Origin of the sequence: Halobacillus litoralis, assembly GCF_009856355.1 — a bacterium.
GTDB lineage: Bacteria > Bacillota > Bacilli > Bacillales > Halobacillaceae > Halobacillus > Halobacillus litoralis_B.
In genome coordinates this window covers 165,828-189,705 of record NZ_WMEW01000005.1, presented here as the reverse complement: position 1 = coordinate 189,705, position 23,878 = coordinate 165,828, and the positions used below count along the sequence as shown (strand labels likewise).

25 protein-coding genes are annotated in these 23,878 nt (G+C 47.1%); 1 reads left to right on the top strand and 24 read right to left on the bottom strand.

The genetic code is table 11. From position 1 onward, the window contains the following. Positions 1 to 75 precede the first annotated feature (75 nt). From GLV97_RS09690 to GLV97_RS09625, 14 genes are all read right to left on the bottom strand, one after another. Positions 76 to 1,071, bottom strand: a complete 996-nt coding sequence (locus tag GLV97_RS09690; protein WP_160840319.1) for an MsnO8 family LLM class oxidoreductase — start codon at positions 1,069 to 1,071, stop codon at positions 76 to 78. Positions 1,072 to 1,090: 19 nt separating this feature from the next. Beyond that, positions 1,091 to 1,471, bottom strand: a complete 381-nt coding sequence (locus GLV97_RS09685; protein ID WP_160835731.1) for a helix-turn-helix transcriptional regulator — start codon at positions 1,469 to 1,471, stop codon at positions 1,091 to 1,093. A gap of 142 nt (positions 1,472 to 1,613) precedes the next feature. After that, positions 1,614 to 2,609, bottom strand: coding sequence for a zinc-dependent alcohol dehydrogenase family protein (locus GLV97_RS09680; RefSeq protein ID WP_160835732.1), 996 nt, complete (start codon positions 2,607 to 2,609; stop codon positions 1,614 to 1,616). A gap of 116 nt (positions 2,610 to 2,725) precedes the next feature. Continuing rightward, complete coding sequence (locus tag GLV97_RS09675; RefSeq protein WP_160840320.1) at positions 2,726 to 3,592, bottom strand: LysM peptidoglycan-binding and 3D domain-containing protein; 867 nt, start codon at positions 3,590 to 3,592, stop codon at positions 2,726 to 2,728. Between the two features lie 323 nt (positions 3,593 to 3,915). After that, positions 3,916 to 5,532, bottom strand: coding sequence for an ABC-F family ATP-binding cassette domain-containing protein (locus GLV97_RS09670; RefSeq protein ID WP_160840321.1), 1,617 nt, complete (start codon positions 5,530 to 5,532; stop codon positions 3,916 to 3,918). A gap of 72 nt (positions 5,533 to 5,604) precedes the next feature. Beyond that, a complete protein-coding gene (locus GLV97_RS09665; protein WP_160835735.1) occupies positions 5,605 to 6,954 on the bottom strand; it encodes a DUF2252 domain-containing protein in 1,350 nt (449 codons plus the stop codon). Between the two features lie 65 nt (positions 6,955 to 7,019). Beyond that, the gene (locus GLV97_RS09660; protein ID WP_160835736.1) at positions 7,020 to 7,232 is read right to left on the bottom strand and encodes a cold-shock protein; all 213 of its coding nucleotides are present in this window, start codon (positions 7,230 to 7,232) and stop codon (positions 7,020 to 7,022) included. A gap of 71 nt (positions 7,233 to 7,303) precedes the next feature. Then, a complete protein-coding gene (locus GLV97_RS09655) occupies positions 7,304 to 7,504 on the bottom strand; it encodes a cold-shock protein (RefSeq protein WP_027954344.1) in 201 nt (66 codons plus the stop codon). A gap of 255 nt (positions 7,505 to 7,759) precedes the next feature. Beyond that, the gene (locus GLV97_RS09650) at positions 7,760 to 8,266 is read right to left on the bottom strand and encodes a superoxide dismutase family protein (RefSeq protein WP_160835737.1); all 507 of its coding nucleotides are present in this window, start codon (positions 8,264 to 8,266) and stop codon (positions 7,760 to 7,762) included. A gap of 140 nt (positions 8,267 to 8,406) precedes the next feature. Beyond that, a complete protein-coding gene (locus GLV97_RS09645; protein ID WP_160889572.1) occupies positions 8,407 to 11,994 on the bottom strand; it encodes a dynamin family protein in 3,588 nt (1,195 codons plus the stop codon). 70 nt (positions 11,995 to 12,064) lie between these two features. Continuing rightward, entirely contained in the window at positions 12,065 to 13,111 is a 1,047-nt protein-coding gene (locus GLV97_RS09640) for a C45 family autoproteolytic acyltransferase/hydolase (protein WP_160840324.1), read from the bottom strand. Continuing rightward, on the bottom strand, positions 13,092 to 13,946 hold the full coding sequence (locus tag GLV97_RS09635; protein ID WP_160889571.1) for an alpha/beta hydrolase: 855 nt from the start codon (positions 13,944 to 13,946) through the stop codon (positions 13,092 to 13,094). Before GLV97_RS09635 ends, GLV97_RS09640 begins: the two co-directional genes overlap by 20 nt. Then, complete coding sequence (locus GLV97_RS09630; protein WP_160840326.1) at positions 13,939 to 14,823, bottom strand: gamma-glutamylcyclotransferase; 885 nt, start codon at positions 14,821 to 14,823, stop codon at positions 13,939 to 13,941. The genes GLV97_RS09635 and GLV97_RS09630 overlap by 8 nt, the downstream gene beginning before the upstream one ends. Before the next feature lie 5 nt (positions 14,824 to 14,828). Then, positions 14,829 to 15,800: a P1 family peptidase gene (locus GLV97_RS09625; protein WP_160840327.1), complete on the bottom strand. Its 972-nt coding sequence runs from the start codon at positions 15,798 to 15,800 to the stop codon at positions 14,829 to 14,831. Positions 15,801 to 15,901: 101 nt separating this feature from the next. Between GLV97_RS09625 and GLV97_RS09620 the strand changes: the two genes are divergently transcribed. Continuing rightward, on the top strand, positions 15,902 to 16,177 hold the full coding sequence (locus GLV97_RS09620; protein WP_160889570.1) for an acylphosphatase: 276 nt from the start codon (positions 15,902 to 15,904) through the stop codon (positions 16,175 to 16,177). A gap of 32 nt (positions 16,178 to 16,209) precedes the next feature. Here GLV97_RS09620 and GLV97_RS09615 read toward each other — a convergent pair whose 3' ends face one another. The 10 genes from GLV97_RS09615 to ung all read right to left on the bottom strand — a co-directional run bounded on the left by GLV97_RS09615 (position 16,210) and on the right by ung (position 23,871). After that, positions 16,210 to 16,950, bottom strand: coding sequence for an SDR family oxidoreductase (locus GLV97_RS09615; protein WP_160889569.1), 741 nt, complete (start codon positions 16,948 to 16,950; stop codon positions 16,210 to 16,212). A 139-nt stretch (positions 16,951 to 17,089) separates the two neighbouring features. Next, on the bottom strand, positions 17,090 to 17,329 hold the full coding sequence (locus GLV97_RS09610; RefSeq protein ID WP_008640010.1) for an indolepyruvate ferredoxin oxidoreductase subunit alpha: 240 nt from the start codon (positions 17,327 to 17,329) through the stop codon (positions 17,090 to 17,092). 166 nt (positions 17,330 to 17,495) lie between these two features. Further along, positions 17,496 to 18,044, bottom strand: a complete 549-nt coding sequence (locus GLV97_RS09605) for a histidine phosphatase family protein (protein ID WP_160835745.1) — start codon at positions 18,042 to 18,044, stop codon at positions 17,496 to 17,498. Between the two features lie 76 nt (positions 18,045 to 18,120). After that, positions 18,121 to 19,713, bottom strand: coding sequence for an amidohydrolase (locus GLV97_RS09600; protein WP_160840329.1), 1,593 nt, complete (start codon positions 19,711 to 19,713; stop codon positions 18,121 to 18,123). 135 nt (positions 19,714 to 19,848) lie between these two features. After that, positions 19,849 to 20,052, bottom strand: a complete 204-nt coding sequence (locus GLV97_RS09595) for a DUF6501 family protein (protein ID WP_027954352.1) — start codon at positions 20,050 to 20,052, stop codon at positions 19,849 to 19,851. A 69-nt stretch (positions 20,053 to 20,121) separates the two neighbouring features. Next, positions 20,122 to 20,727 carry an alpha/beta hydrolase gene (locus GLV97_RS09590; protein WP_160835748.1) on the bottom strand — a complete coding sequence of 202 codons (606 nt, stop codon included), beginning with the start codon at positions 20,725 to 20,727 and terminating at the stop codon, positions 20,122 to 20,124. Positions 20,728 to 20,832: 105 nt separating this feature from the next. Beyond that, the gene (locus GLV97_RS09585; protein WP_160840330.1) at positions 20,833 to 21,411 is read right to left on the bottom strand and encodes a TetR/AcrR family transcriptional regulator; all 579 of its coding nucleotides are present in this window, start codon (positions 21,409 to 21,411) and stop codon (positions 20,833 to 20,835) included. 77 nt (positions 21,412 to 21,488) lie between these two features. Next, positions 21,489 to 22,448, bottom strand: coding sequence for a peptide-methionine (R)-S-oxide reductase MsrB (gene msrB, locus GLV97_RS09580; protein ID WP_160835750.1), 960 nt, complete (start codon positions 22,446 to 22,448; stop codon positions 21,489 to 21,491). A gap of 88 nt (positions 22,449 to 22,536) precedes the next feature. Beyond that, entirely contained in the window at positions 22,537 to 23,043 is a 507-nt protein-coding gene (locus GLV97_RS09575; RefSeq protein WP_237416807.1) for a YqfQ family protein, read from the bottom strand. Positions 23,044 to 23,193: 150 nt separating this feature from the next. Next, entirely contained in the window at positions 23,194 to 23,871 is a 678-nt protein-coding gene (gene ung, locus GLV97_RS09570) for a uracil-DNA glycosylase (protein ID WP_237417216.1), read from the bottom strand. Positions 23,872 to 23,878: the final 7 nt, after the last annotated feature.

The window sequence follows — 23,878 nt, the reverse complement described above, 5'->3', positions numbered from 1 at the left end:
CCTTTCCCTTTTTATATATGAGAAAAAGGAGGAATTGGTATGGGTGAATGACTCATTTTATTCATTTCGGAGACATTAGGAATGGAATTGTTCAGCGATCAGACGATAGGATTCTTTCTTATCCTCCCAATTGTAAATATTCGTTATGATCAAAAACTCCTCGGTCTGATACAGCTCTGCCAGTTCAAGCAGACGCTCTTTCACCTGCCGGGGTGTGCCGATAACCGCACGCCGGCGGTTTTGCTGGATTTTCTCCTTTTCCCTCTCAGAAAAATCGCAGCTTTCAACTTCCTCGATTGAAGGAACACGTGTCTCCAGTCCTTTTTCAACCTGCAGGAGCCAGAGGTCCTGACTAAGTGCCAGTCTTTCTGCTTTTTCCTCTGTTTCTGCACAGACCACAAAAATACAGACATTAACGTAAGGCTCATCAAGCGCCGGAGAAGGTTTGAATCTTTCCCGGTAAGTATTCAGTGCAGCTGTACCGTTGTCAGGACTGATGAAGTGTCCGAGTGTAAACCCTGTTCCGTTTACGGCTGCATGACGGGCGCCGCGTTCGGACAAACCGAGAATCCACGTTTCCGGCTGCCTTTGTGTTGCCGGCCTTGCCGTCACCCCGTAATAATCGCTTCCTTTAGGCACTATGCCGTGCAGGAACTGCTGCAGTTCTTTAACCTGACGGGAAAAAGAGCTGAGCGGCTTTTCCAAACCGTCCGTCAAAGCCAGTCTTGTTTTACGACCGCCTCCAGGTGAGCGTCCAAGCCCGAGATCGATTCTGCCCGGGTAAAAGGCCTCCAATACCCTGAAATTTTCAGCTACTTTCAACGGGCTGTATTGAGGAAGGAGCACTCCTCCTGAACCGACACGGATGCTGTTTGTAGCCGCTGCGATTTGACCGATTAATATCTCGGGAGAAGAACCCGCCAGTCCATTCGTGCTGTGGTGTTCAGCCACCCAGTACCGGTAATAACCCAGCTTCTCTGTCCACCGGGCCAGCTCAATGGTGTTATGCAGCGCTTGTTCGGCAGTTTCCCCCTTGGATATAGGGCTTTGATCAAGTACACTCAGTCTCACATGTTGTCATCCTTTCCTGCTACCGATACACATCTTTCATAATCTGATTTAAAATCTGTATCTGCTCTTCAAACAAAAGCTTATACCGCTTTTTTAATACATCGAATTCTTCTTTCCCTTGATCGGTCAGGTAATACCAGTATACTTTCTGGCGTTTCCGATCATGAGATTTGTAATCTTCCTTCCGATAGAGTAACCCCTGTTCCGTCATTTCATGTAATGTATCCAGAAGTGTCGAAGGTGCCGGGATCCAGTTTTTCGTCAGCTGCTTAAATTCCGTCTTGAAATGTTCACTGATCATCGGCTGGCGGATTTGAAGTAAGTGCATGATATAAAATTTAGTAAACTGCGCTGCACTCATATTTAATGCAAAACGCTTCGGGTTGTTTTTATGTGACACGGCGATCCTCCCCTTCCTTGTTGAATACTTTCATTTTACAATAAACGATGGTATATTTGTCCAATCATAAGCACATTTGTTCGCTTAGGGATTGTTTTTTCTATTGCCCTTCGGAGTTGCTACTAAGTAAAAAGTGGGGATTTTATGACATTTGAAAACCAATTTTTCCGAAATTTTTCGTATCACGGATGTATTCGAAAGCCTCCGCCGCCTGATCGATCGAGAACATCCTGTCGACTTCAGGATGGATGTTGTGACGTTCGATGAAAGCAAGCATCGCTCTCAGCTCTTCCGCACTTCCCATCGTCGACCCGAGCAGATTATACTGTCCGTAAAAGAATTCTCGAAGGTTCAAGCTTACCTCATCCTCCGTGCTCGATCCGAAAGTGACAATCGTCCCTCCTTTGCGGACGGTACGAAGCGATTGATGGAACGTAGCTGCTCCAATGCTTTCAATCAATAAATCAATCCGCTCATCGGCCAGCTCCTCACTCCAGTCTGAATCTGTGAGAATGGCTTTATCCGCTCCCGCATCAAGGGCCTGCTTCAGCTTCTCACTGGAACGTGATGTAACGATAACCCTGGCCCCTTCGGCCTTGGCGAATTTGAGCGCATACGTCAAAACGCCCCCGCCGATTCCCGGAAGCATCACTGTATCTCCTTCCTTTGCTCTTCCTCTAGTAAACAAAGCTCTGTAGGCCGTCAATGCTGCCAGTGCCAGAACCCCCGCTTCCTCCATGGATAAGTGCTTCGGTTTCATCTCCAGATGGTCTTCTGTACTTATGTAAGTTTCAGCAAATGTCCCATGACCAGGAAAACCGACAATCTCAAAACCTTCCGGTGGAACATCACTATTTTCCTTCCATCCGAGCCCTGGATTGATAATCACTTCGTCCCCTTTCTTAAAACGGGTCACCTCTGATCCTGTTTCCTCTACGACTCCGGCAGCATCTGAACCCAAAATAACAGCTGGATCTTCCGCCTTATGCCTTTTTGAAGCGACAGCCAGATCTCTCCGGTTCATTCCTGCTGTATGTATCCGGACTTTGACTTCAAAGCCTGCGGGCTCTTTTTCCTCCATAGGCTTCACCTTCAGACCTGCAAGACCCTCTTTCCCTTCATGTACAATCGCTTTCATGATAACTCTCCTTTCTAAATGTAAGATGTTTTAAGTCTATCAATAAGCCTTCATACATAAAAGAAAAAAGACCTTTTCAGCTGAACTGAAAAGGTCTTTCTCCAATAACTCTATGATTAGTCCGCAAGTACCTGTACTTTGACCGTCTGACGTCCAAAGTCAAGCGCATCTCCACGGTCCTGCATATAAAGGTCGACGCGGTTTCCGTTGATGGCGCCGCCGGTATCACCAGCGATAGCTGTTCCATAGCCTTCTACATATACTTTGGAACCAAGTGGAATTACGTTCGGGTCTACGGCAATGACTTTTTGGTTTGGATTCGCATTCAGATCAATACCTGTTGCTGTCACACCACTGCAGCCTGTGCAGTTTGCCGTGTAAGCTGTTGCTTCTGCTGTAATTTCTTTGACAACATCATTGCTTGTTCCTTTATTTGTGTTTGCCTGCACAGCTTCTGTGGACTCAGCAGATGTTTCTTTAGCAGAGGCATTGCTGGAGCTGCTTGATTTCTGACTGCTTTCACTGGACTTGGCTGTGCTTTCTTCAGCAGGAGCTGTAGATGTCTCTGCTGCTTTTTGTCCGTCCACCTTGAATTGTTCCCCTGGGTAGATGAGAGTGGAAGATAAGTTGTTCCAAGCCATCAGCTGATCGACGGAAATATTGAATTTTTGGCTGATCGCGAACAACGTATCTCCGGATTTAACCGTGTACGTGGATGCGTTCGAAGATTTAGTAGTAGAAGTAGATGCTTGATTGCTGTGTGCGTTAGATACGGCAAGTGTTTGACTTGGATAAATAAGATTGGAATTTAGATCGTTCCATGATTTCAAGTTATTGACGGATACATTATATTTTTGAGAGATGCTCCAAAGAGTATCCCCTTTGTTGACGGAATATTGTTCAGATTCGTGAGCACTTACAGATGTGGCAAATGCTCCAGTCAAGGCTACGGTCGCTGCAACAGAAAATACAGTTTTTTTCATAGGATAGTGCCTCCCCTTGTTTGTTCGATCACTTTGTATTTTTTGATGTGATCAATTCACAATTACTAGATTACCAGATTTTTCGTAGAAATTAAGAACAAACAAGCAACAGTTTCATTGCAAACGTAACATCTATATTTCACTGTCATTACAACGTTCAGGAAAACTGCGTCTTTCCGATGAAAAATGGGGGTTATAGACAAAATTCGCCACACATATGCAGGTAATCAAGGGGTTTTAGGTCATAGTGGAGGTCGAAAGGATAGAAGATCAAGGCAGAAAAAGCAGAAAAAAAGCCTGTCTTTTGACAGGCTTTCAAGTGTTTATGCGTATTGAGCAGCGACTTGTTTTTGAATTTCAGGATCATTCAAATACTCATCGTACGTCATTTCCTTATCGACAAGGCCGCTCGGAGTCAATTCGATAATCCGATTGGCGATGGTCTGGATAAATTCATGGTCGTGAGAGGCAAAAATGACAGAGCCTTTGAAATTGATCAATCCTTTGTTCAACGCTGTAATGGACTCAAGATCCAGGTGGTTCGTTGGTTCATCCAACAGAAGAACATTAGCCCCTGACAGCATCATCTTAGAAAGCATGCAGCGGACTTTTTCTCCACCGGACAAGACGTTTGCTTTCTTCAATGCTTCTTCGCCTGAGAACAGCATACGGCCAAGGAAGCCGCGCAGGAACGTTTCCGTTTCATCTTCTGGAGAATACTGGCGAAGCCACTCCACCAGACTGAGTTCGGAGTCGAAAAACTCGGAGTTGTCTTTAGGGAAATAGCTCTGGGATGTCGTTACTCCCCACTTATAGCTGCCTTCATCCGGTTCGATTTCACCCATCAGAATTTGGAACAACGTGGACTTAGCTACTTCGTTGGCCCCAACAAGAGCGACTTTATCATCTTTGTTCAATGTGAAGCTGATGTTATCCAGCACTTTCACACCATCAATGGTTTTTGACAGGTTTTTCACCGTCAGCAGGTCATTTCCGATTTCCCTGTCTGCCTGGAAGGCAATATAAGGATACTTACGGGAGGAAGGCTGGATATCGTCCAGGGTGATCTTATCCAATAGTTTTTTCCTGGACGTCGCCTGCTTCGACTTGGAAGCGTTGGCGCTGAACCGGGCAACGAACTCTTTGAGATCCTTGATCTTTTCTTCCTTCTTCTTATTCTGCTCCTGTGCCATCTTCATGGCGAGCTGGCTGGACTCGTACCAGAAGTCATAGTTTCCGACATAAACCTGGATCTTACCGAAGTCAAGGTCAGCGATGTGTGTACATACGTTGTTCAGGAAGTGACGGTCATGGGAAACGACGATGACAGTGTTTTCAAAGTCGATCAGGAAATCCTCAAGCCACTGGATTGCTTTAATGTCCAGGTGGTTGGTAGGCTCATCGAGAAGAAGAACATCAGGATTGCCGAACAAGGCCTGGGCCAGAAGGACTTTAACTTTTTCCGAACCGGCAAGCTCACTCATCTGTTTCGTTTGAAGATCTTCGCCGATTCCAAGTCCTTTAAGAAGGCGGGCCGCATCGGAATCCGCTTCCCAGCCGTTCATTTCTGCGAATTCACCTTCCAGCTCAGCCGCACGCATGCCGTCCTCCTCAGAGAAATCGCCCTTCATATAGATGGCGTCTTTCTCTTTCATCACTTCATACAGACGTGTGTGGCCCATAATGACCGTTTCAAGCACCTGGTATTCATCGTATTCGAAGTGGTTCTGTTTCAGGACAGCCAAACGCTGATCTTTTTTCAGACTGACATCTCCGATTTGTGGTTCAATTTCTCCGCTCAAGATTTTCAGGAATGTGGATTTACCTGCTCCGTTAGCCCCGATTAACCCGTAGCAGTTACCAGGGGTGAATTTTATATTGACGTCTTCGAACAGCTTCTGGTCACCGAATCGAAGCCCTACGTTATTTACTGTTAACATGTCTGAATCCTCCATTGCTTTCGTTTGTAGAACAAGAAAAGTATATCATTCATCCGCTTCATAGAACAGTCATCATGGAGATTTCACGTAGTCATTTTCTCTCGACCATTCCAGAAACAGCTGATAATCCCTGCTGACTCTTTCCTTGTAATGCCTGGACCAGAGGATGAGTTCCGTGCGGAAATCATCCTTATTTCCTTTGATGACTTCCATAATCGCATCTTCGCTGTGATAGGGAAGAATGCCTTCATTAATATCTGCGTCAGCGCGCGCGTGAATCTTGGCGCTGATTTGTGCCATCGTTTTCAACGTTTTCTTCAGCCGCTTCTCTTCCAGGAGGTGTTTCGGCTTTAAATCTTTGGAATAAGGAGAACGTTCACGCACATAATAATCGCGGTTATTCATCGTAAAGTAACCGAGATAGGGATCGGACAAATGGTGCATGGCCTGCTGAGTGTGAATGACACGCCTTCCCTGCTGACGGTGCTCTGTCCAGAACTGCTCATCATATGGGAAGAAATACGCAGGAATCGGTGTCCGGGCTTCTTTGGCTTCCAGGATGATGTCATCCTCATGGCTGTCCCCCGAGTCCCCTTCAATCAGAATGTAGTAGCGGTTCAGCCCGGTCGAGCCGATCCCTGACCCCTGTTTCTTTACGATGTCCTTGATCCGGTAAAATTCGCGGGGACGTCGCAGTTTTTGGTCAAGAGACTGGTAATAGTTGTCCCACGCTTTAACCAGCTGCTCATACTCCTGCTTCGGAACGGAGGATAACTTTTCCCTGCCGATATCGAAGGAGCGGATGGAGTCCTGCTGCACGATGGTCTGCTTTTCCAATTCATGCGACGCGCGGCGCTCCTCTACTTTACGGATCGCTTTTTTAACGGCTCCCCTGCTTTCCTCTTTGGTAAAGTACATCGTCTGCGGATCCTGCTCTCTATGGTGGAAGGCCTCCATCTGCTTCACGTAATGCTTGAGGTAATGATCAACCATCGCATCATGACTGTCTTCAGGATAACCCAGTTCATCCATCGTTAAACGGATGCTGACCACCATCCGCATGATGTCATATAAGTAAGACCCGAGGTAGCCCTCATCGAAATCATCGACATCAAAGACGATGTCCTTTTTTTCATTTTGAAACACACTGTAGTTATCAAAGTGAAGATCTCCCATAATCCATGTAGGTTTTTCTTCAGGAGTGTGAAACCTGAATGGCAGCTCTGTGACGTCATGAAAGAATAAGTAGGCGCTCCCCCGGAAGAAGCTGTAGGGGTTTTCCATCATTTTTTTGTACTTCTGCCTGCGCTGCTTCTTTGATAATTTCATCAGATCCCCGTCAAAGCGGTCCAAAATCGTTCCAAGCGTATTTTTTCTGATGGCTTGTTTCGTTTCCAGCATCTGCTTTACTTTGTTGTCCATCTCCGGTTTCTCCTCCTCTCACGGAAAAAAGCGACCGCCCGTGAGCAATCGCTTTTTTCACCATATCATGACTGAGATTTATAATACAGGCTGTTGTTTTCCACCACTTGAAGGACCTTGTTCTCTTCCTTCATCTCACTGCCGCACATCGGACATTTCTTCTCGTCGTTCGTACGGAAATTATCCCTCTGCCAGCAGTTGCAGTCATCGGATGAACAAACCCAGATCTTTGTGTCTTCCTCTTTCACTTCAGCTTGATTTTTCTTTCCGAATGCCATTAAAGCAGCCCCCTTTAACTCAATTATGATAGAAAAAAGACTGACTTACTAAAGCCAGTCTTTTTATGATTTTATAATTTCGTTACGTTTGCAGCTTGTGGTCCGCGATTTCCTTCAGTTACTTCAAACTCTACAGCTTGACCTTCTTCAAGAGATTTGAAGCCTTCTTCGTTGATTGCGCTGAAGTGTACGAATACATCGTCTTCGCCTTCAACCTCGATAAAACCAAAACCTTTTTCCGCGTTAAACCACTTCACTGTACCTGTTTTCATGGAATGGATCCTCCAATATTTCTAAATTAATATGCGTTTTGCGTTAATGAAAAAATCACATATTATAAAAAGTACCAATACAATTGATCACTCTTTATAATAGGTGATTGGGAAGAATGAACTTCTTAATATTGGTAATTCAATCTTTATATTTACTATACTACGCCTGGGGAGTGAAGTCAAGTACAGTCCCTTCATATCGCTCTACTTCCAGTATATCCGTAAAGGAGGAGCATTATTCCTCCTGATGATGATTTATCCTGACTGAATGACGGCACAGGCGATTCTTTTCCCGGATCTGCCGGTGGGCTGGGACTTATAATCATCCGGCCCTTGATGTATGATCACACTTCTTCCGATGATATCGTCCACTTTAAAACGATCAGTGAAGAAGATCATCCGTGCTCTTCCTTGATTGGAAAAGAGTACAGGAAAATCCCCCGCATGATTGCCGTGCGGTTGTTGATCCGGATTCCAATGGCCTCCAGCTGTCGCAAACGGATCTTTTCCATCACCAATTTCACACAGACCCTTTTCATGGATATGAAACCCGTGCGGCCCTGTCTGGACCCCATTCTTTTCCTTCTTAAAGGGAGGCAGACCCTCTACATAAACAAAAACCTCAACTCCGTAGGGCATCTGGTAAAACTGGACATTTCCCTTCAGTCCTGGTGCCGCAGGGCTGGATGAAAATTCAGCAGCAGCTGTCCGGGATGCAAACGGCTGTCTGTATATTCCTGGATTCGGATGATAATACGACATCTGTTCTTCCCCCTCTCCTGTACACTCTATGCTTCTTTCCTGGTGGTCATGATAAAAAGAAATTCCCCGGCCTGGGAGGAGGAAGAGAACCCGGGCCGGGGAATATCGTCATATTTTATTGTATGTGGATCTGCTCCCATTTAGACCTTTGAAAGTTGATGGGATGCTTTTTCCACCTGCTTCCGGTCCACAGGAACACTGTAATGATTAATCAGCTGTTCAAACTGGTTCGCTGTTTCTTCTTCCCAGGACCTGCGGGCCGCCTGATACATGTCTCTCCACTGTTTTTGGTAGTATGGGGTTACGTCCTCTGAAATTCTCCCTAACTGCTGATGAAGAGCATCAGAGGCGGATGGAGCGGCCGCTTCCTTCATTTTTTCTTTTTCATTCTTTTCAAAGAAAGATTTTGTCCCCCTGAACATTTTCCTTATCCGATCCTGTTCAGCCGCTGTCAGATCGACCCGCCCTTCAATAGCCGGAACAGAAATATCCGGCAGCTCCGGTGTTTCCAAATCAACGGACGGTTCGATATGGTGGATGTTCTTCTCAATCTTGACTTTCGTTTCTTCCAGATGGCGTGCGATAAACTGCTCAATACGAACACACACAGCTTTGACCTCTTCCCTCATGTCGAATGTCATATCTTCAAACAACTGCTGCTGAGCCTTTTTCACTTGTTCTTTCACATCCTGCTGGAGTCCATTAATCACCGCCGGATTAAAATGCCGCTTGAACAAGTCGTTGAACTGGAGCATCATCCGCTCATGGACGTAATGAAGCTGTTTATCCAACTTGTTCTGGACGGCTTTCTCAGCCCCGCCGTCATATTCTTTTTGGAAAAGCTCCATCGCCTGCTGCCGCCGTTCTTCCAGTTGTTGTTTTTTCCTTTTTCTTTCACCTTCATCCATATGGCTGCTTTCCACCATGGAGTGGACATAGCTCTTCACACGCTCCAAATCACTTTCAATCGAAGCTGTCATCACCTGGGACAGTTCCTCTTCCAGAAAAGCAGAAAATCCAGCTTCAAACTCAGCCATGCCGGAGTTCACATCTTTCTGCTGCTTCTTCTCCTCAAGTCCCTGAAGGCTGGAGACAGGATATAACCTCGGGCGGCGGATGCCGAATTCATTCAGCTGCGATTCCACATAATCCAGAACCTGCTGCAGTTCCTCGTTGGACTCGGCAAGATCCTTCGCATTAATGAGGAAAAACATTTTATCCATGGCAAAACTGTCCTTGACCCTGCCCAGCTGCTTCAGAAATGTCTCATCCGCTCTTGAGAACGGGTGATTGTAATAGGTGACAAATAAAACCGCATCCGCATCTTTAATATACTGAAAGCTGACATTCGTATGACGCGCATTGACCGAATCTGCCCCAGGCGTATCGACAAGCGTCACACCTGCCCGTGTCCATGCACAGTCGTAATACACATCCATCGACTCGATGAAGCAGGATTTCTCTTCTTCCGATACAAAGGCGGACAATTGTTCCCATGGCACAGAAATCTGCAGCCCGAGATTGGCTTTCATTTGTTGATAGCCATCATAAAAAGCTTTTAAAAATGACCGCTCCTTCTGCTCCCATGATCTCCACATCTCTTCATCCGCTTCATCCAGCCTCTGCCACACTGTTTCCAAGGAGGAAAAAGAATGATAGACAGCTGCGATATCTTCAAGCATCTGCGCTTCTGTTTTCACGACAGCTTCTACAGACTGATGCGGGTGATCCGGAGATACAGGAGATATCCGGTTGATGGCCGCGGTTGTCGGGTTTGGCGACACTGGCAGAACATGATCACCGAGAAGAGCATTTCCAAACGAGGATTTACCTGCGCTAAAGGCGCCGAACAAGGCCGTTGTGAAGGTCCGGTTGTCAAGGCGGTCCGTTTTATTTCTGAGCTGCTCTGAAATATCTTCCATACTGTCTAAATGTTGTATGATCTCCAAGGTTTTCTCTGTCCTGTTTTTCACCTGATCCACCGTCGACGAAGAGTCAAAAGCGGCACGGGCGCCAGACAGTGATTCGTTCTTTGCAGGACCCTTCTCAGATGAAACCTCTACAGGGCCGTCCGGAGCAGCAGAAACCCTCTCATACAGCTGCTTTTCATCTTCTTCTGCAAGCTCCCTGTTTTCCATGGAAATCTCATCAGAGAAACTTTCCTTAAGGCGGGCGGAGAAGTGCCGGACGTTTTCGTTGATGGTTTCCAATTCCTCGTCGATGTTACGAATCTCTTCATAATTAGAAAACGCTTGTTCATGCTGAGCCAGTACATCCTGTTTTTTTGATGCGACTTCTTCAAGAAAGGCTTTCTTCCAATCTCTCAGAAAAGCTTTTGCTTCACGTTGTATATCCGCAGCAACTTCATCGGTATAACGCAGGACATAGGCACCTGTAACCGATGCCCCCGACTGGATCAGCGTTTCCAATCGTTCCCTCGGATAATGGAAATCCATCTCCTGAACAGTGTGAAGCAGCTCTGTCGAATGAATGGCATAGGCATCCAAAAGCTTCATCATCCGGTCTCTCACGGGCCACTTCAGCTGTTCTTCCATCGTTTCCTTTAAGGCGTTGTAAAACGCGTCTTCCCTTGCCTGCTTTTCTTCTTCCGTTTTCTTTTTTGCAAACAGAATTCCGACTTTAAATTCCGGCTGCCGGGATTCCAAGTAAGCTTCTGCCTTCTCACGGAGGGCGCTCGGCATCAGGTAGGCATTGGAGAGAAACTGATAAACGCGCTTTTCAAAGGCATCAGCCGCTGCCTTTTCCAAATCGTTATACTCACTCAGTTTTTCCAGATCCATCGGACTTTCGTCGAGTACCGCCTGCAAGTTCTCCCTGTCGTTCAAAAGTTCTTCCCGCTTTTCTTCAAAGTTCTCCTCATACGCTCTCGAGGTTTCTTCCATAAGGGCAGCAGCAATGGCATCCCCCTGTTGTTCGATGATAGAAAAATCCCTGGAAAACAACTGTTGGAAGTGTTCTTTCATGCGATTGTACTCATTTTCTTTGATCGTAAAGTCTCTCATGGACGTATAGTAGACCTCTTCTGGTTGAATTCCCCATTGTTGAAAAGCCGATTCGACACTATTTTGGTAATCTTCAAAGCGAAGCTGACCCTCCACATGCTTATCCACCTGGTTAATGACGACGGAGAAAGGTGTTTGCCTCCGCTGCATTTCCAGTAAGAAAAGAAGATTCACTTCCGACTGGACATGATTGTAGTCCATGACATAATACATATAATCCATCACGTGCAGGGAAGATTCTGTAATCAGCCTGTCCGCATCATTCGTAGAATCCACCCCGGGCGTATCAAGAACAGACACGTGCGAAGGGAGCAGGCTGTCCGGACGGCTGATTTCAAGACCGGTAACGCTTTCACCGTCCCGGCACCATGCTTGTATTCTTTCCGGTTCCACCATCCCCTCATATTTAACTGGCGGATCATACATGTAATAAGCCTTCGTGTAGGCCGGACCTGTCCTCAGCCGTACAATATTGGCGCTGGTTGGAATCGGACTGGAGGGCAGCAGCCGGCTTTCCAGCAGTGTGTTGATCAACGTAGACTTGCCGGCAGAAAAATGACCGGCAAATCCGATGACCATTTCCTCCTGCTTCATTTTTTTAATCAGGTCCATGACCTTATCTTTCTGTTTGTCCATGCCTTCCTGCTTTAAAAAGGCATAAAGGTTTTGAAGTTTCGTTGAATTTATACGCGTCGTCGTCTGCATCAAAGATCTCCTTTACGGTTTACATCTATCCTTATTGTACGCCGCCGTCCCCTTCTTCTCAATATGGATTTCAGGATAAACCGTCGATATATGGGATATCCATTTCCGTATCAATCCAGCCAAACATCTTTTTCACCGGGGAGCGCTCCCCATTCATCCAGCTTTTCAAATGAAATGAAACCGTCTGGGCGTCCCCTCCAAGGCCGAAGCGGAGAGAGAGGGTCCGGGGAGAATAACCAGCTGTATGAATCGTTCCTGAGGACCGTTGATACTGATCGGAAAAAATCGGGCCCGAACGCTTGTTTAAGTAAGAAAAGGCGCTTTGTTCGTCCATCTTTTCCTGCTGCCTGTCCACCATCCGTGAAAGCCGTTCTTCTGAATCGGACAAATGTCTGCGGTTTTCTGATGGCATATGGGAAAAATGGTTGGTACACGCAAGTCCTTCTTTTTTGACCACGCCTCTTGGAGATCCCTCGAGAATAGAAGAATTTCCAGCCTTATCAAAAAGGACGTAATTGAATGAATGGCGGTGAGGGAGTTCTTTTAACAGCTTCTCTGCTTCTTCTGTATCCCGGCAGCTTTCCAAAAGAATCCTCGTTAACGTACAGCAGATAAAACCATCCTCCGGATGAAGGCGGTTGACAAAATTATAGCCTGCACACAAGCCATGCTCGTTCATTCCGTCTGTGCGCCCGATGATCCGCTGCCCGGGCCCGATTGAAGCCGTCCCGCGCTCCGGCTGGTAGAGCAGGAACCGCCCTTCATATGTCCGTGGATGGTAGTCATAATTACGGATCATATAATCGTCTCCAAGCAGGATGGAGCACCCCGATCGATCCCATTCCTGCTGCCAGCCGCTGTACTCATGCACCGTTTCATCAAGCGGCCATTCCAGACCTTCGGAAAGCCCCCTCAGTTCTTCCCATAAGAGAGGTGCCCAGTTCAAAAACATGGCTTTGACGTGCTCCGTGTCCGTTTGATAATGCCGGATGGACCTCGGTCTGCGCTGCCGGTGACTTTCATACAGCGGAGTTTGTTTCAATCTTTTCCCCTGCTCATACCCAAAATCATCAGCGCGCCCCTGGAACTGGATCACTTCACTGAATAGTTTTTTCATTGGCCGGCTTGTCCATTTCATCTATGATTTCGTGAAAAGCGGGATCATAAAGAATATCGTTATGATCCGCCCCTTTAATAATATCCACAGGGCGCCCCCATGTGTCACGGCACCAATTCTTTAAATCCTGGGGTTCAATGACTTCGTCCCGGTCACCGACAGCAATGGTTACCGGTGCCTGAACATCCTTAAGCAGAGCGGCTGTTACTTTTTCTGGAAAACGGGAAATCAATAACCGGAAGGAAAGATGAAGCCGTCCCGAACTGTCGAATTCATCAGGAATTTCAGCGGCTGCCGCCTTCTCGAAGCGGTGGATGTTCATCTTGTACAACGTCATCAATATCATGACCTTCTTGGTATAGACCGTATATTCCACATCATTTCCGCCGCCGGATGGATCGGACGCCTCGTTCTTATAAACAGGCAGGGCCGGGTGAAAAAAGGGAGCGGTAAAAACGTAGGCATCACCAATATCCGGGTTTTGTTTGATGAGACGGAGAAGGTTGGCACACCCCATGGAATGGCCCATCAATGTAATCCGCTGATATCCCTGTTTTTTTATATAATGGATGAAATCAAACAAATCGTGATCATATTGTCCTACGTAATCCACATCGCCGCGGCTGTTCATCTGGTCGTAGCCGCGCAGAACCGGGAGAAATACATTCGCAGGCCGCCGGCAGACGGATGCGAATTTTTTCTGCTCCGACAATTCTGCTGTAATGCCGTGAATGATAATCACAGCTTCATCGTACTGGTCTGAACGCTGACAGGCCATGTAGGACAGTGTAGAAAAATTACGCGTCGTATAGGTTTTCCATACTGGTTCAGTCATAAGGACGGCTCCTTTTCTCAATAAATTCCTGGAAGTGCTGTACCTTTAAGTCATGGAGAAACCGCTGTTTCAACGCGTCGATATACTCCGGTGATAAATACCGCTCCCCTCCGCGGTACAGCTCCTCTGCATAATGAAAGGGAGGGGGGGCATCTTCTTTTTTGGAAAGGACGGTAAAGGTGACAGCCTGATGGACCGCTCCATCATCCGTTTCTACAGGTACGATCGCAGGTCTGTAGGCGGCCGCCTCTACTCCCTCCCGTAAAAAAAGATAATGAAGGGCCTCTTTATTGATGTTGTACAGCACGCCTTCCACTTTATCATTTTCTGATTCTTGAATATCCGCTCTGGAACCATCCTCCAAATGGTAGGAAAAGGCGAGCCGGAAGCCGTGAAGACTCCCTTTTCCTTTTACATCTTCAAAAAGGTGGTGAACTTGCTGGGAAATAAACCGGGCATCATCCATACAGGATCCATACGCAAAGTAAAGATAGGAATCCTGCTGAAGGTACTGATGCACCTTCCAGTCATTATGAGGAATAGACTTCCCCGTTTCTGAACCATTCCAATAGCAGGCTTCCGCCTTGACGGACCCTTTATCTGTAAAGACCTCTGCTTCTTTTCTATAAAATCCCCCGCCTCCGTGATCCGGAAGGACATCTTCAAAATCACCCGGAACAGGGAGAAATTCAGGGTCGATGCTGTATAGTTCACCATATGTCCATGCATGCTCGTCCTCCCGCAGAAGCGGGTCATACGAGGAACCGGCATAAAGTGCCCCTTTAATAAACGCCTGTCTCGACACGAGATCAGCTTTGTCCATAAGGGAATGGTTCTGCTGGCCTGAACATAATGAGCCATAAACAAATACGTACACGGTTGTCATCCTTTCATGTGAAAATCTTTTGCTGATGGATATTCTTTTGTGGACTCACTGGCGAGGACGGCATGGAGCACCGCTTTTTCAACGCACAAGGCAGCGGCGGCAGCCAAAGCGTTTGTATCACACGGGATTTGGTTATCCGACATACAGAAAATGGTGTCCCCGTCCACGAATGTATGAGAGGGCCGGATGGTCCTGGCAAGGCCGTCATGGGCAGCGTCTGCAATTTTATTAGCCTCCGCCTTCGTCACCGCTGCATTTGTAATGACGGTGCCAATCGTTGTATTCCCCTGGAAACGATTCGTATCCGCAGCCTCCATTTGATTGAACAGCTGTTTTTCTGTATGTAGAAACTCATCACCCTCATAAAGCCCCGCAACTACCTGACCTGTCGCCGGGTCAATGACGTCGCCAAAACTGTTGACGGCTATCACAGCTCCTATTTCAATTTCTCCTATGCGGCAGGCCCAGCTGCCTATTCCGCCTTTCATGCTGTGGGCTTTCCCAAGCGCTTTACCTACGGAAGCCCCGGCACCAGCTCCGTAATTCCCCGTGCGAAAAGCCGGTTTCCCATAAGCAGAACGGGCAGCCTCATAGCCAAGAGCAGCATCAGGACGCCCGACAGCCGGGTCTTCACTCAAATCGAACAGAATCGCTCCGGGAACGATAGGTACTCTGGCGACCTGGGCATCAAAGCCGATACCATTTTCCTCGAGAAATTTCATAACGCCGGATCCGACATCAAGGCCGAAAGCACTGCCTCCGGACAGGAAAACACCGTGAATGTGATGGACAAGGTTCTCCGGCTTCAGAAGGTCCGTCTCCCTCGTCCCTGGTGCTCCGCCCCTGACACTCACTCCTCCAACAGCACCTTCTTCATGCAGGAGAACGGTACAGCCGGTGCGGCCGGAACCATCTTCTTTTTGTCCGATTTTAAACGGGCGTATATCAGTGATCTTTATTTCTTTCATCCTTCTTCCTCCTCGTTGAGGTTTGTTCTTCCTCCTCGTTGAGGTTTGCCTGCAGGGGGGTGCAGGGAATTGTTTAGAGAGGAACTGGAGGTGCTTACCCAATGGAAAATAACAGACTACTTGTACATGGCCGCGTTCAGGGCGTGGGCTTCCGCGCTGCTGCGAAGCAGATGGCTGAACAAATCGGCGTGACCGGCTGGGTCAAGAATCAGCCGGATGGAACCGTCCTGATCGAAGCGGAAGCTGATACGACCCAGTTAAAACAATTTATTGAACAGATCAATCAAGGTCCTACACCTTTCAGCCATGTTGAAGCCCTGGATGTAACGACGAATGACGAAATCCAGGGGTACAGTAAATTTAAAGTTGTCCATTAAAAGATGACCGCCTAGAGCGGTCATCTTTTTTTTTATGCCTGATGCAGCGGTCGGACAATAATCTCATTCACGTTCACGGTTTTCGGCTGCGTCACTGCGTAGGAAACAGCATTTGCAATATCCGCCGCTTCAAGGGGCTGCATACTGCGGTCTTTGAACATATCAAGGACCTCTCCGTCAGTGATGTGATCGGTCAGCTCTGTTTCAACGGCTCCCGGAGAAATGTTGGTCACACGTACACCGGTCTTCGCCAGTTCTTTTTCCATTCCCATGGACAATGCTTTTACGGCATATTTCGTCGCACTATACACGGTGCTTGATGGAAACACTTCATGACCAGCTACGGAAGACACATTGATGATATGACCGGAATCCTGTTCCAGCATTACCGGCAGACCGGCATGGATTCCATACAGGACACCTTTAATATTCACATCCACCATCTGTTCCCATTCATCTACGTGATCATTTTTAAGGAAGGAAAGCAGCATGACACCGGCGTTATTGATGAACATATCCACACGTCCGAAAGCATCCTTCGTTTCCTTCACGAGATTTTCGACATCTTCGCGCTTGGTTACGTCTGTTTCGACGACTTTCGCTTCAACTTGGTACTGACTGGTGATTTCATCCGCAAGTTCCTGCAGGCGTTCCGCTCTGCGGGCGGCCAATACGACATGAGATCCCTGTTCAGCCAGGGAGTGGGCAATCGCTCTGCCAATTCCACTGCTTGCTCCTGTAATGACCGCTGTTTGATTTTGTAATGTTTTCATAACTCATGGCCTCCTATGTCCGAATTCTTTATGTATCTACCCTGAATTCGAGGTAATTATTCATAGGAGTGCTCATTCCCATTTGCAGAACATAAAAACGCCCCCTTTCATAATAAGGGGGCGTCGTTCGTTATGTGCCTTATTGTTCTTCGAAGAACTTGCGGTTGATTTCGATGTATGGGGTTTCCTCTTCAGGAACTTCATCCTCGATATAAATAGCCTCTACCGGGCACACGGCTTCACATGCACCGCAATCTATGCAGATGGCAGGATCGATATAGAACATATCTTTTCCTTCCTCGATACAATCAACCGGGCACACATCCATGCATTCTCCAGCTTTTTCATCTTTACAAGGGGATGTAATAACAAATGCCATTTCGTTTTCTCCTCCTTTTAGTGGGATTAAGTGTGCTTACATTTCTATATTCACCCTGAATAGCTAAGATAAACACCACAATCTATCATAACGATTTTATGAAGAAATCGCAATCCGAGGTCTGACAACAGGAGAAATAAAGAAAGGAAAGATGACAGCCGAGCCGTCAATCTTCCCAAATACGTTCCACTATATATTCTCCACCTTGTTTCTGTACAAGGAAGACATCCGGACGTGACAGGCGCTTCCAGTCATAAAATCCAATTTCACGATTATATTTCTGCAGCAGCAGAGCGAGAAGGTTTCCGTGCGTAACGAGGAGGACGTTTCCACAGTCTTGATTTTCCAGCTCCTCGATAAGCGAAAGAACCCGTTCCTTCGCTTCTACAGAGGATTCACCTCCGGTTAACTTCAAATCAGGATCCTGAAATGTATCATGAAGCACTTCTTCCCAGTCATCCAGCGGTTCATGACTGAGAACCCTTTCTTCCAGACGGTCATCCCTTTCAATATCGATATCCTTGGAGCGGGCATAGGGTCTGATGGTCTCAACCGCTCTCAAATAGGGACTTGAGATGATGCGGTCAATGGCTGCACCAGACTGATCCAGCAGGACCGCCAGTTTCTGTGCTTGACGTATGCCGAGCTTTGTTAAGGGTGAGTCTTCATGCTGTCCTTCCGTTTCACTGTGGCGAACGATAATTAGTTTATCCATTACTACCATCCTCCCCTTTCCGTCACCTTACTCTTATTATGGATGATGGAACGAGCGTTTACAAGAAAAGTCGTACTTATCTTTTATAGACCCTTTGTCCTCTGTGCCATGTTTCCAGAACACTTAATTCATGCAGATGCTCCGGCTTGATTTCTTCAGGGTGCTGATCCAGAAGAACAAAGTCGGCCTGATAACCACCTTTTATGATGCCCTTATGACCTTCATTGTATTCAAGTTCCGCAGGCGTTTTTGTAAATCCGGTATAGGCCGCTTCCAGGCTGATTTTTTCCTGCGGCATCCAGCCTCCTTCAGGTCTGCCGTCCAAATCAGTACGGTTGACCGCCGTGAATATCGTAACAAAGGGGTCCAGGGCACCGATAGGAAGATCAGAACTCATAGTGAGGGGAATGTGTTCTTTCAGCATACTTTCATAAGCATCACAGTAAGGGACAAGGCTTTCCGGTGTCCAGTTCTGCTTTTTATCCCATTCATCCAGAAGAAAGGAAGGCTGTGTTTCTACGTAGGGTTTGATTTTCCTCATGCGTTCAATGAGATCAGGAGCGAGGGTCTGGGCATGAATAATCCGGTGGCGCAGTTTTTTCGTTTCCGCCTCCGGCTGCTCAAGCGCTGTCAGGGCCTGTTCAACCGCCCGGTCCCCAATGGCATGCATAGCGACCTGCATTCCTTGTTCACCGGCATAACGGACCATCTCATTCAACTGATCCTGGGTGTAGATAAGGGTGCCGTCCTTATCCGGCTGAACAGGATAAGGATTGCGCATAGCTGCTGTAAACAAACGCTGTGTCCCGTCCAGGAAGATTTTCACCGCCCCCACCCGGACACGGTCTGTTCCCTGTCCTGTCCGCCGTTCGTTGTGGCGGCAGTAATTTACCAAATCATCGATATTAAAGATATAATGATGCAGATGAACATCGATCGGAAGTTCTCCCTCTTCTTCAAGCTGTGTATAAGCCTGCCATAACCGTTCATAAGAGCCGATGAAATTGATGTCATCCGTATGAACAGATGTAATGCCGTACCGGCTTAAGAAAGGGATGCCGGCTTTTAACGCTTCTTTGGCGTCTTCTGCGGAGCGGCCCCAGAAATGATGTTTAATGTAATGAACAGCCGTATCCTTAAATCGTCCCGTCCATTCCCCGTGTTCATCTTTTTCCTTGAATTCATCCGGTTCCTGTTTAAACGCCTCCTCCCCTTTCAGGCGCTCCAATGCTTTCTGGCTGATCACGCATTCGTGACCATCCTGATGCATGAAATACATATTGGCATCGATGTGAATCTCATTCAAATCCTCTGCTGTAAGCAGTCCGTCCAAATCGTCAAAACTGCCATCATTGAACCCTTTTCCGTAAATCCAGTCGTTCTGCTCAATCTTATCGTAATGATCCTCCACCATCTGTTTCATTTCCTTCCAGCTCTTCGCTTCGGTTAAATCCAGTTCTTTTTTCAACAGACTGTAGCGCAGAAGGTGCATATGGCTGTCATTGAAGGAAGGAGCGAGCACCTTCCCTCTGCCATCTATGACCTCATCTCCACTTAAAGGCTGTTCGGAAATGGTCTCAAACGTGTCTCCATTTATTTTGACCGCATAGGTCCGGTCATCATCAAAGGGATGGGAAGGCTGATAGATTCGGACATTATTAATAATCATAAAGAGGGCATCCTTTCTTCCTATAGGTTTATTCTCCCATACCCCTGCTGTTCTTGAACGTAAACCTCCAGCCATCCAGGATGAAGCCTGTTTAAAACCAATAAAAAAAGCTGAAGGGGTCCCCTTCAGCTTGCCTTACACTTCTTTGAAGTAGTCTTTGTAAAAACCGCCGATTCTGCCGGAGTTGTCTACAACAAAGTAAAATTCTTCACTTTCATTTTTAACATCGTATACTTTCCCTGGTGTCAGGACATTGTTCACGACGAATTTAGCCGCGTCATTATGAACGCATTCAATCCGTTTTATCGTTTTATTATTTTCCCAATCTTTATGAATCACAGCACTACCTCCTTTGTTCCCTGCCTTCTATCATACACGGAACAAGGATGTGACTCAATACAGACACCATTAAAACTGCGTCTTATAAAACTCCCCGGCTGCACGGACTTCCTGTTCGGTAAGCTGATGCCCCATCCGCTCCCAGTAATCCGTAACGTGGGCTCCAGCAGCACGAAGCAGCGATTTTAAATCATGGGTTTCAGAAGGGGGACAGATCGGATCGTTCTCACCAGCACCAATGAACACAGGCACACCGGTCTGATCAGGAAGGTCTACGCCGCGCCTTGGCACCATCGGGTGAAACAACAGTGCGCCGAGCAGGCTTTTTTCATAATGAAAAAGAAGGCTGCCGGCAATATTCGCTCCATTGGAATACCCTGCGGCTACGATCTGTTCACGACGGAAACCATAATGAGCTGCTGCTTCGTCAAGAAATTCATAGAGTTCCTTCGTCCGCTCGATTAAATCCTCCTCATCGAACACTCCTTCTCTAAGCCGCTTAAAGAAGCGGGGCATCCCGTTTTCAGAAACATTCCCCCGGACAGACAATACGGAGGCTTCAGGATCGATCATACCCGCAAGTGGCAGAAGGTCGTTTTCCGTCCCGCCTGTCCCGTGCAGCAGAAGAAGAACCTTCTCATTTTTTCCTTCTTTATAGATGTGCTTTAATTTCATACTATCCCTCCGTTTTGCATTTGATCTGAGAATAACTAAAATTATTTTATCTTCAATTCGAGATATTGTCAAAAGAATAAACCCACTGTCCTTGGAACGGTGGGTTTATTCTTTGTCACGGGATAAACCATGTTCCATCATATGGAACAACTGCCGGGTCATTTCATCCGGTCCGATTTTTTCTCTGTTGGAAAACAAAATGGAGTGAAAAATGACGTCGGAAATCAGCGCCGAAGAGACGTCCGTCGTCCATATTCCGGCGGCTCTCGCTTCTTCAATCCAGGTGCCCATCAGCTGATGGGTTTTCATAAGATCCTTATGGACTTCGGTTTTGTAAAACAGCGCCACCTGCTTATCACTCGTTTGAAGCTCGTGAATCATCTGGTCAATGTGATACGTATCTGCATGTTCCAGAAAGATATGCAGCAGCTGTTTCAATTTCTCGTTAGGAGGAAGGTCGGGAGGTACTTCATTAATTTTCCGATTCATTTCATCCATCATTGCTCTCATATAAGAGAGGATGAGCTCTTCTTTATTCTTAAAATACTCATAGATTGTGCTGCGGCTGACTTGAAGCTCAGCCGCAATTTTTTTGAAGTGAACCTCCTGAATGCCCCCGTTTCTAAGCACTTTTCCGGTTACGGTTAAAATTTCATCTTTTGTCAGGATTCGTTTTCTGCCCAAGGTTCGTTCCTCCTCATCCAACTATTATAGCATTGGATGAAAACTGCTTCTAACCCTGACTCTCTAGACAGGGATATTCAGCGGAAAAGATGTTTCAAATATCCGTATCCTTTTTCCTCCATCTGATCTTCTGGAATGAATTCAAGTGCTGCCGAGTTGATGCAGTACCGGAGTCCTCCCTGATCTTTCGGACCATCGTCGAATACATGACCGAGGTGGGAGTCCGCTCCACCGCTTCGGACTTCCGTACGGAACATGCCGTGGGATCTATCCATTTCCTCTTTGACCTGCTGCTTTTCGATTGGTTTTGTAAAGCTCGGCCATCCACAGCCGGCATCGTATTTATCCTTTGAGCTGAACAGAGGCTCTTTAGAAACGATATCCACATAGATGCCTTCTTCTTCATGATCATAGTACTCATTATGATAAGGACGCTCCGTTGCATTTTCCTGTGTTACTTTATATTGAATATCACTCAACCGTTCCTTCAATTCTTCCGGGTCTTTCTTGTAACTCCAGTTGTCTTTAATGAAACCGGCACGTCCGGATCCTTTTTTGTAACGCTTGTAGTGGAAAGCATTTTTCTTATAATAGTCCTGATGCTTATCCTCTGCTTCATAAAAGACAGCAGCGGGAAGAATTTCTGTGGCTATGGGCTGGCTGAACCTTCCTGATTTCTTCAGCTCTTCCCTGCTTTGTTCAGCGATTTCCTTTTGTTCTTCATTATGATAATAGATCGCCGTTGTATAGGAATGGCCGCGGTCCGCAAACTGTCCTCCGGCATCTGTGGGATCAATCTGCTGCCAGAACAATTCTACGAGTCTTTCGTAGGGAAAGATTTCAGGATCATATACAATTTGGACAGCTTCCCTGTGTCCGGTCGTTTCTGAAACCACCTGCATATACGTTGGATTTTCCGTATGACCGCCCGTGTATCCCGAAACAATGGATTCGATCCCAGGTCGTTCATCGAAAGGTTCCACCATGCACCAGAAGCATCCTCCGGCGAATGTTGCTTTTTGTAATGTGTTAGTCAATATAAAGCCTCCTCCGGCATTGTGTAGTCAATAACCTTTGTTCCTATTCTTGCTAATTCATAAAAAAAAATCAAGCCACACGCACAGCCTAAATAAACAATTTAGGCTGTGATGTTCCTTGACCCTTTTTCTTATGTGGAGTATCGCTTGTTTCTTTACGCTTCCCCTCAACCCGTCCTGAGCTCTCTTTGGACTCCCAGCTGTAGGATGAGGAGCTTGATTCATTTGATTTCCCTGATGATTCTTCTGTGTCGTCTTCGTCCGGCTCATTCATAATTTTCATCATATTGATCATGGCCGGTATATTTTTGAGCATCGGCCCGTACTGCTGCATCATCGGCGCTGCTGTCTGGACGGCCTTCAGGGCTGTCTGCATATGCCCAAGCCATCCGGCTCCTCCTGTTTTAGCCGCAGCTCCGGCCGCATTCAGTGCTTGACCGCCCAAGCCCCCGCCTCCAAGGAGACCTGCCCCGGGCACAGATCCGAAACCCGCATTCCCGAAAAACCCAGGAGCGCCGGCACCCAGCCCCCCTTTACCAAGCAGACCCGGTAGACCGCCGAATCCGCGGGACCCGGCATTTGCCAAAGGTGCCATGGACCGCATCATCTGAGGTCCAGCTGTTTGCTGAAAGCCCGGGAACGCCCCCATGGGAGGGTATGGTGGTTGACCAGTAGGAAACATAAAAACCCCTCCGAAACATTAGAATACTGTACCATATGCCCGGGATTGCCGTATGGTCTGGGCTCAAGCCTCTTCGGGGGCTGCCGGTAGTTTCCAATTGACAGGATCCTCACCCTGCTCCTTCAGGAAATCGTTGGCTTTGGAAAAAGGGCGGCTGCCAAAGAATCCACGGTGGGCGGCAAAGGGACTGGGATGCGGAGATTCCAGAACGAGATGGCGCTCCCGATCAATAAAACTGCCTTTCTTCTGAGCATGTTTTCCCCACAATAGGAACACGGCAGGTCTTTCCCGCTCATTGACCTGCTGGATCACCGCATCCGTGAACTTTTCCCACCCGATGCCTTTGTGGGAGTGGGGCTCATGCGCCCTAACCGTCAGGACATCGTTCAATAACAGAACACCTTCTGCAGCCCAGGCACGCAGACACCCGTGTTCAGGCTTCGGTATATGGAGATCATTCTCCAGTTCTTTATAGATGTTGCGGAGCGAAGGTGGAATGGTCACGTGTGGAAGGACCGAAAAACTGAATCCATGAGCCTGACCTTCATTATGATAAGGGTCCTGCCCGAGGATGACGACTTTCGTGTCTGCCAGAGCCGTTCCCTTCATTGCTGCGAATACGTGTTCAAGGTCTGGGAAAACCTCTTTCTGCTCATATTCCTTTGCGATTTTCTCCTGAAGTTGCTGAAAATAGGGTTTTTTCTTCTCCTGTTCAAGCAGCGGCTCCCAATCATTTTTCATGGTAAAC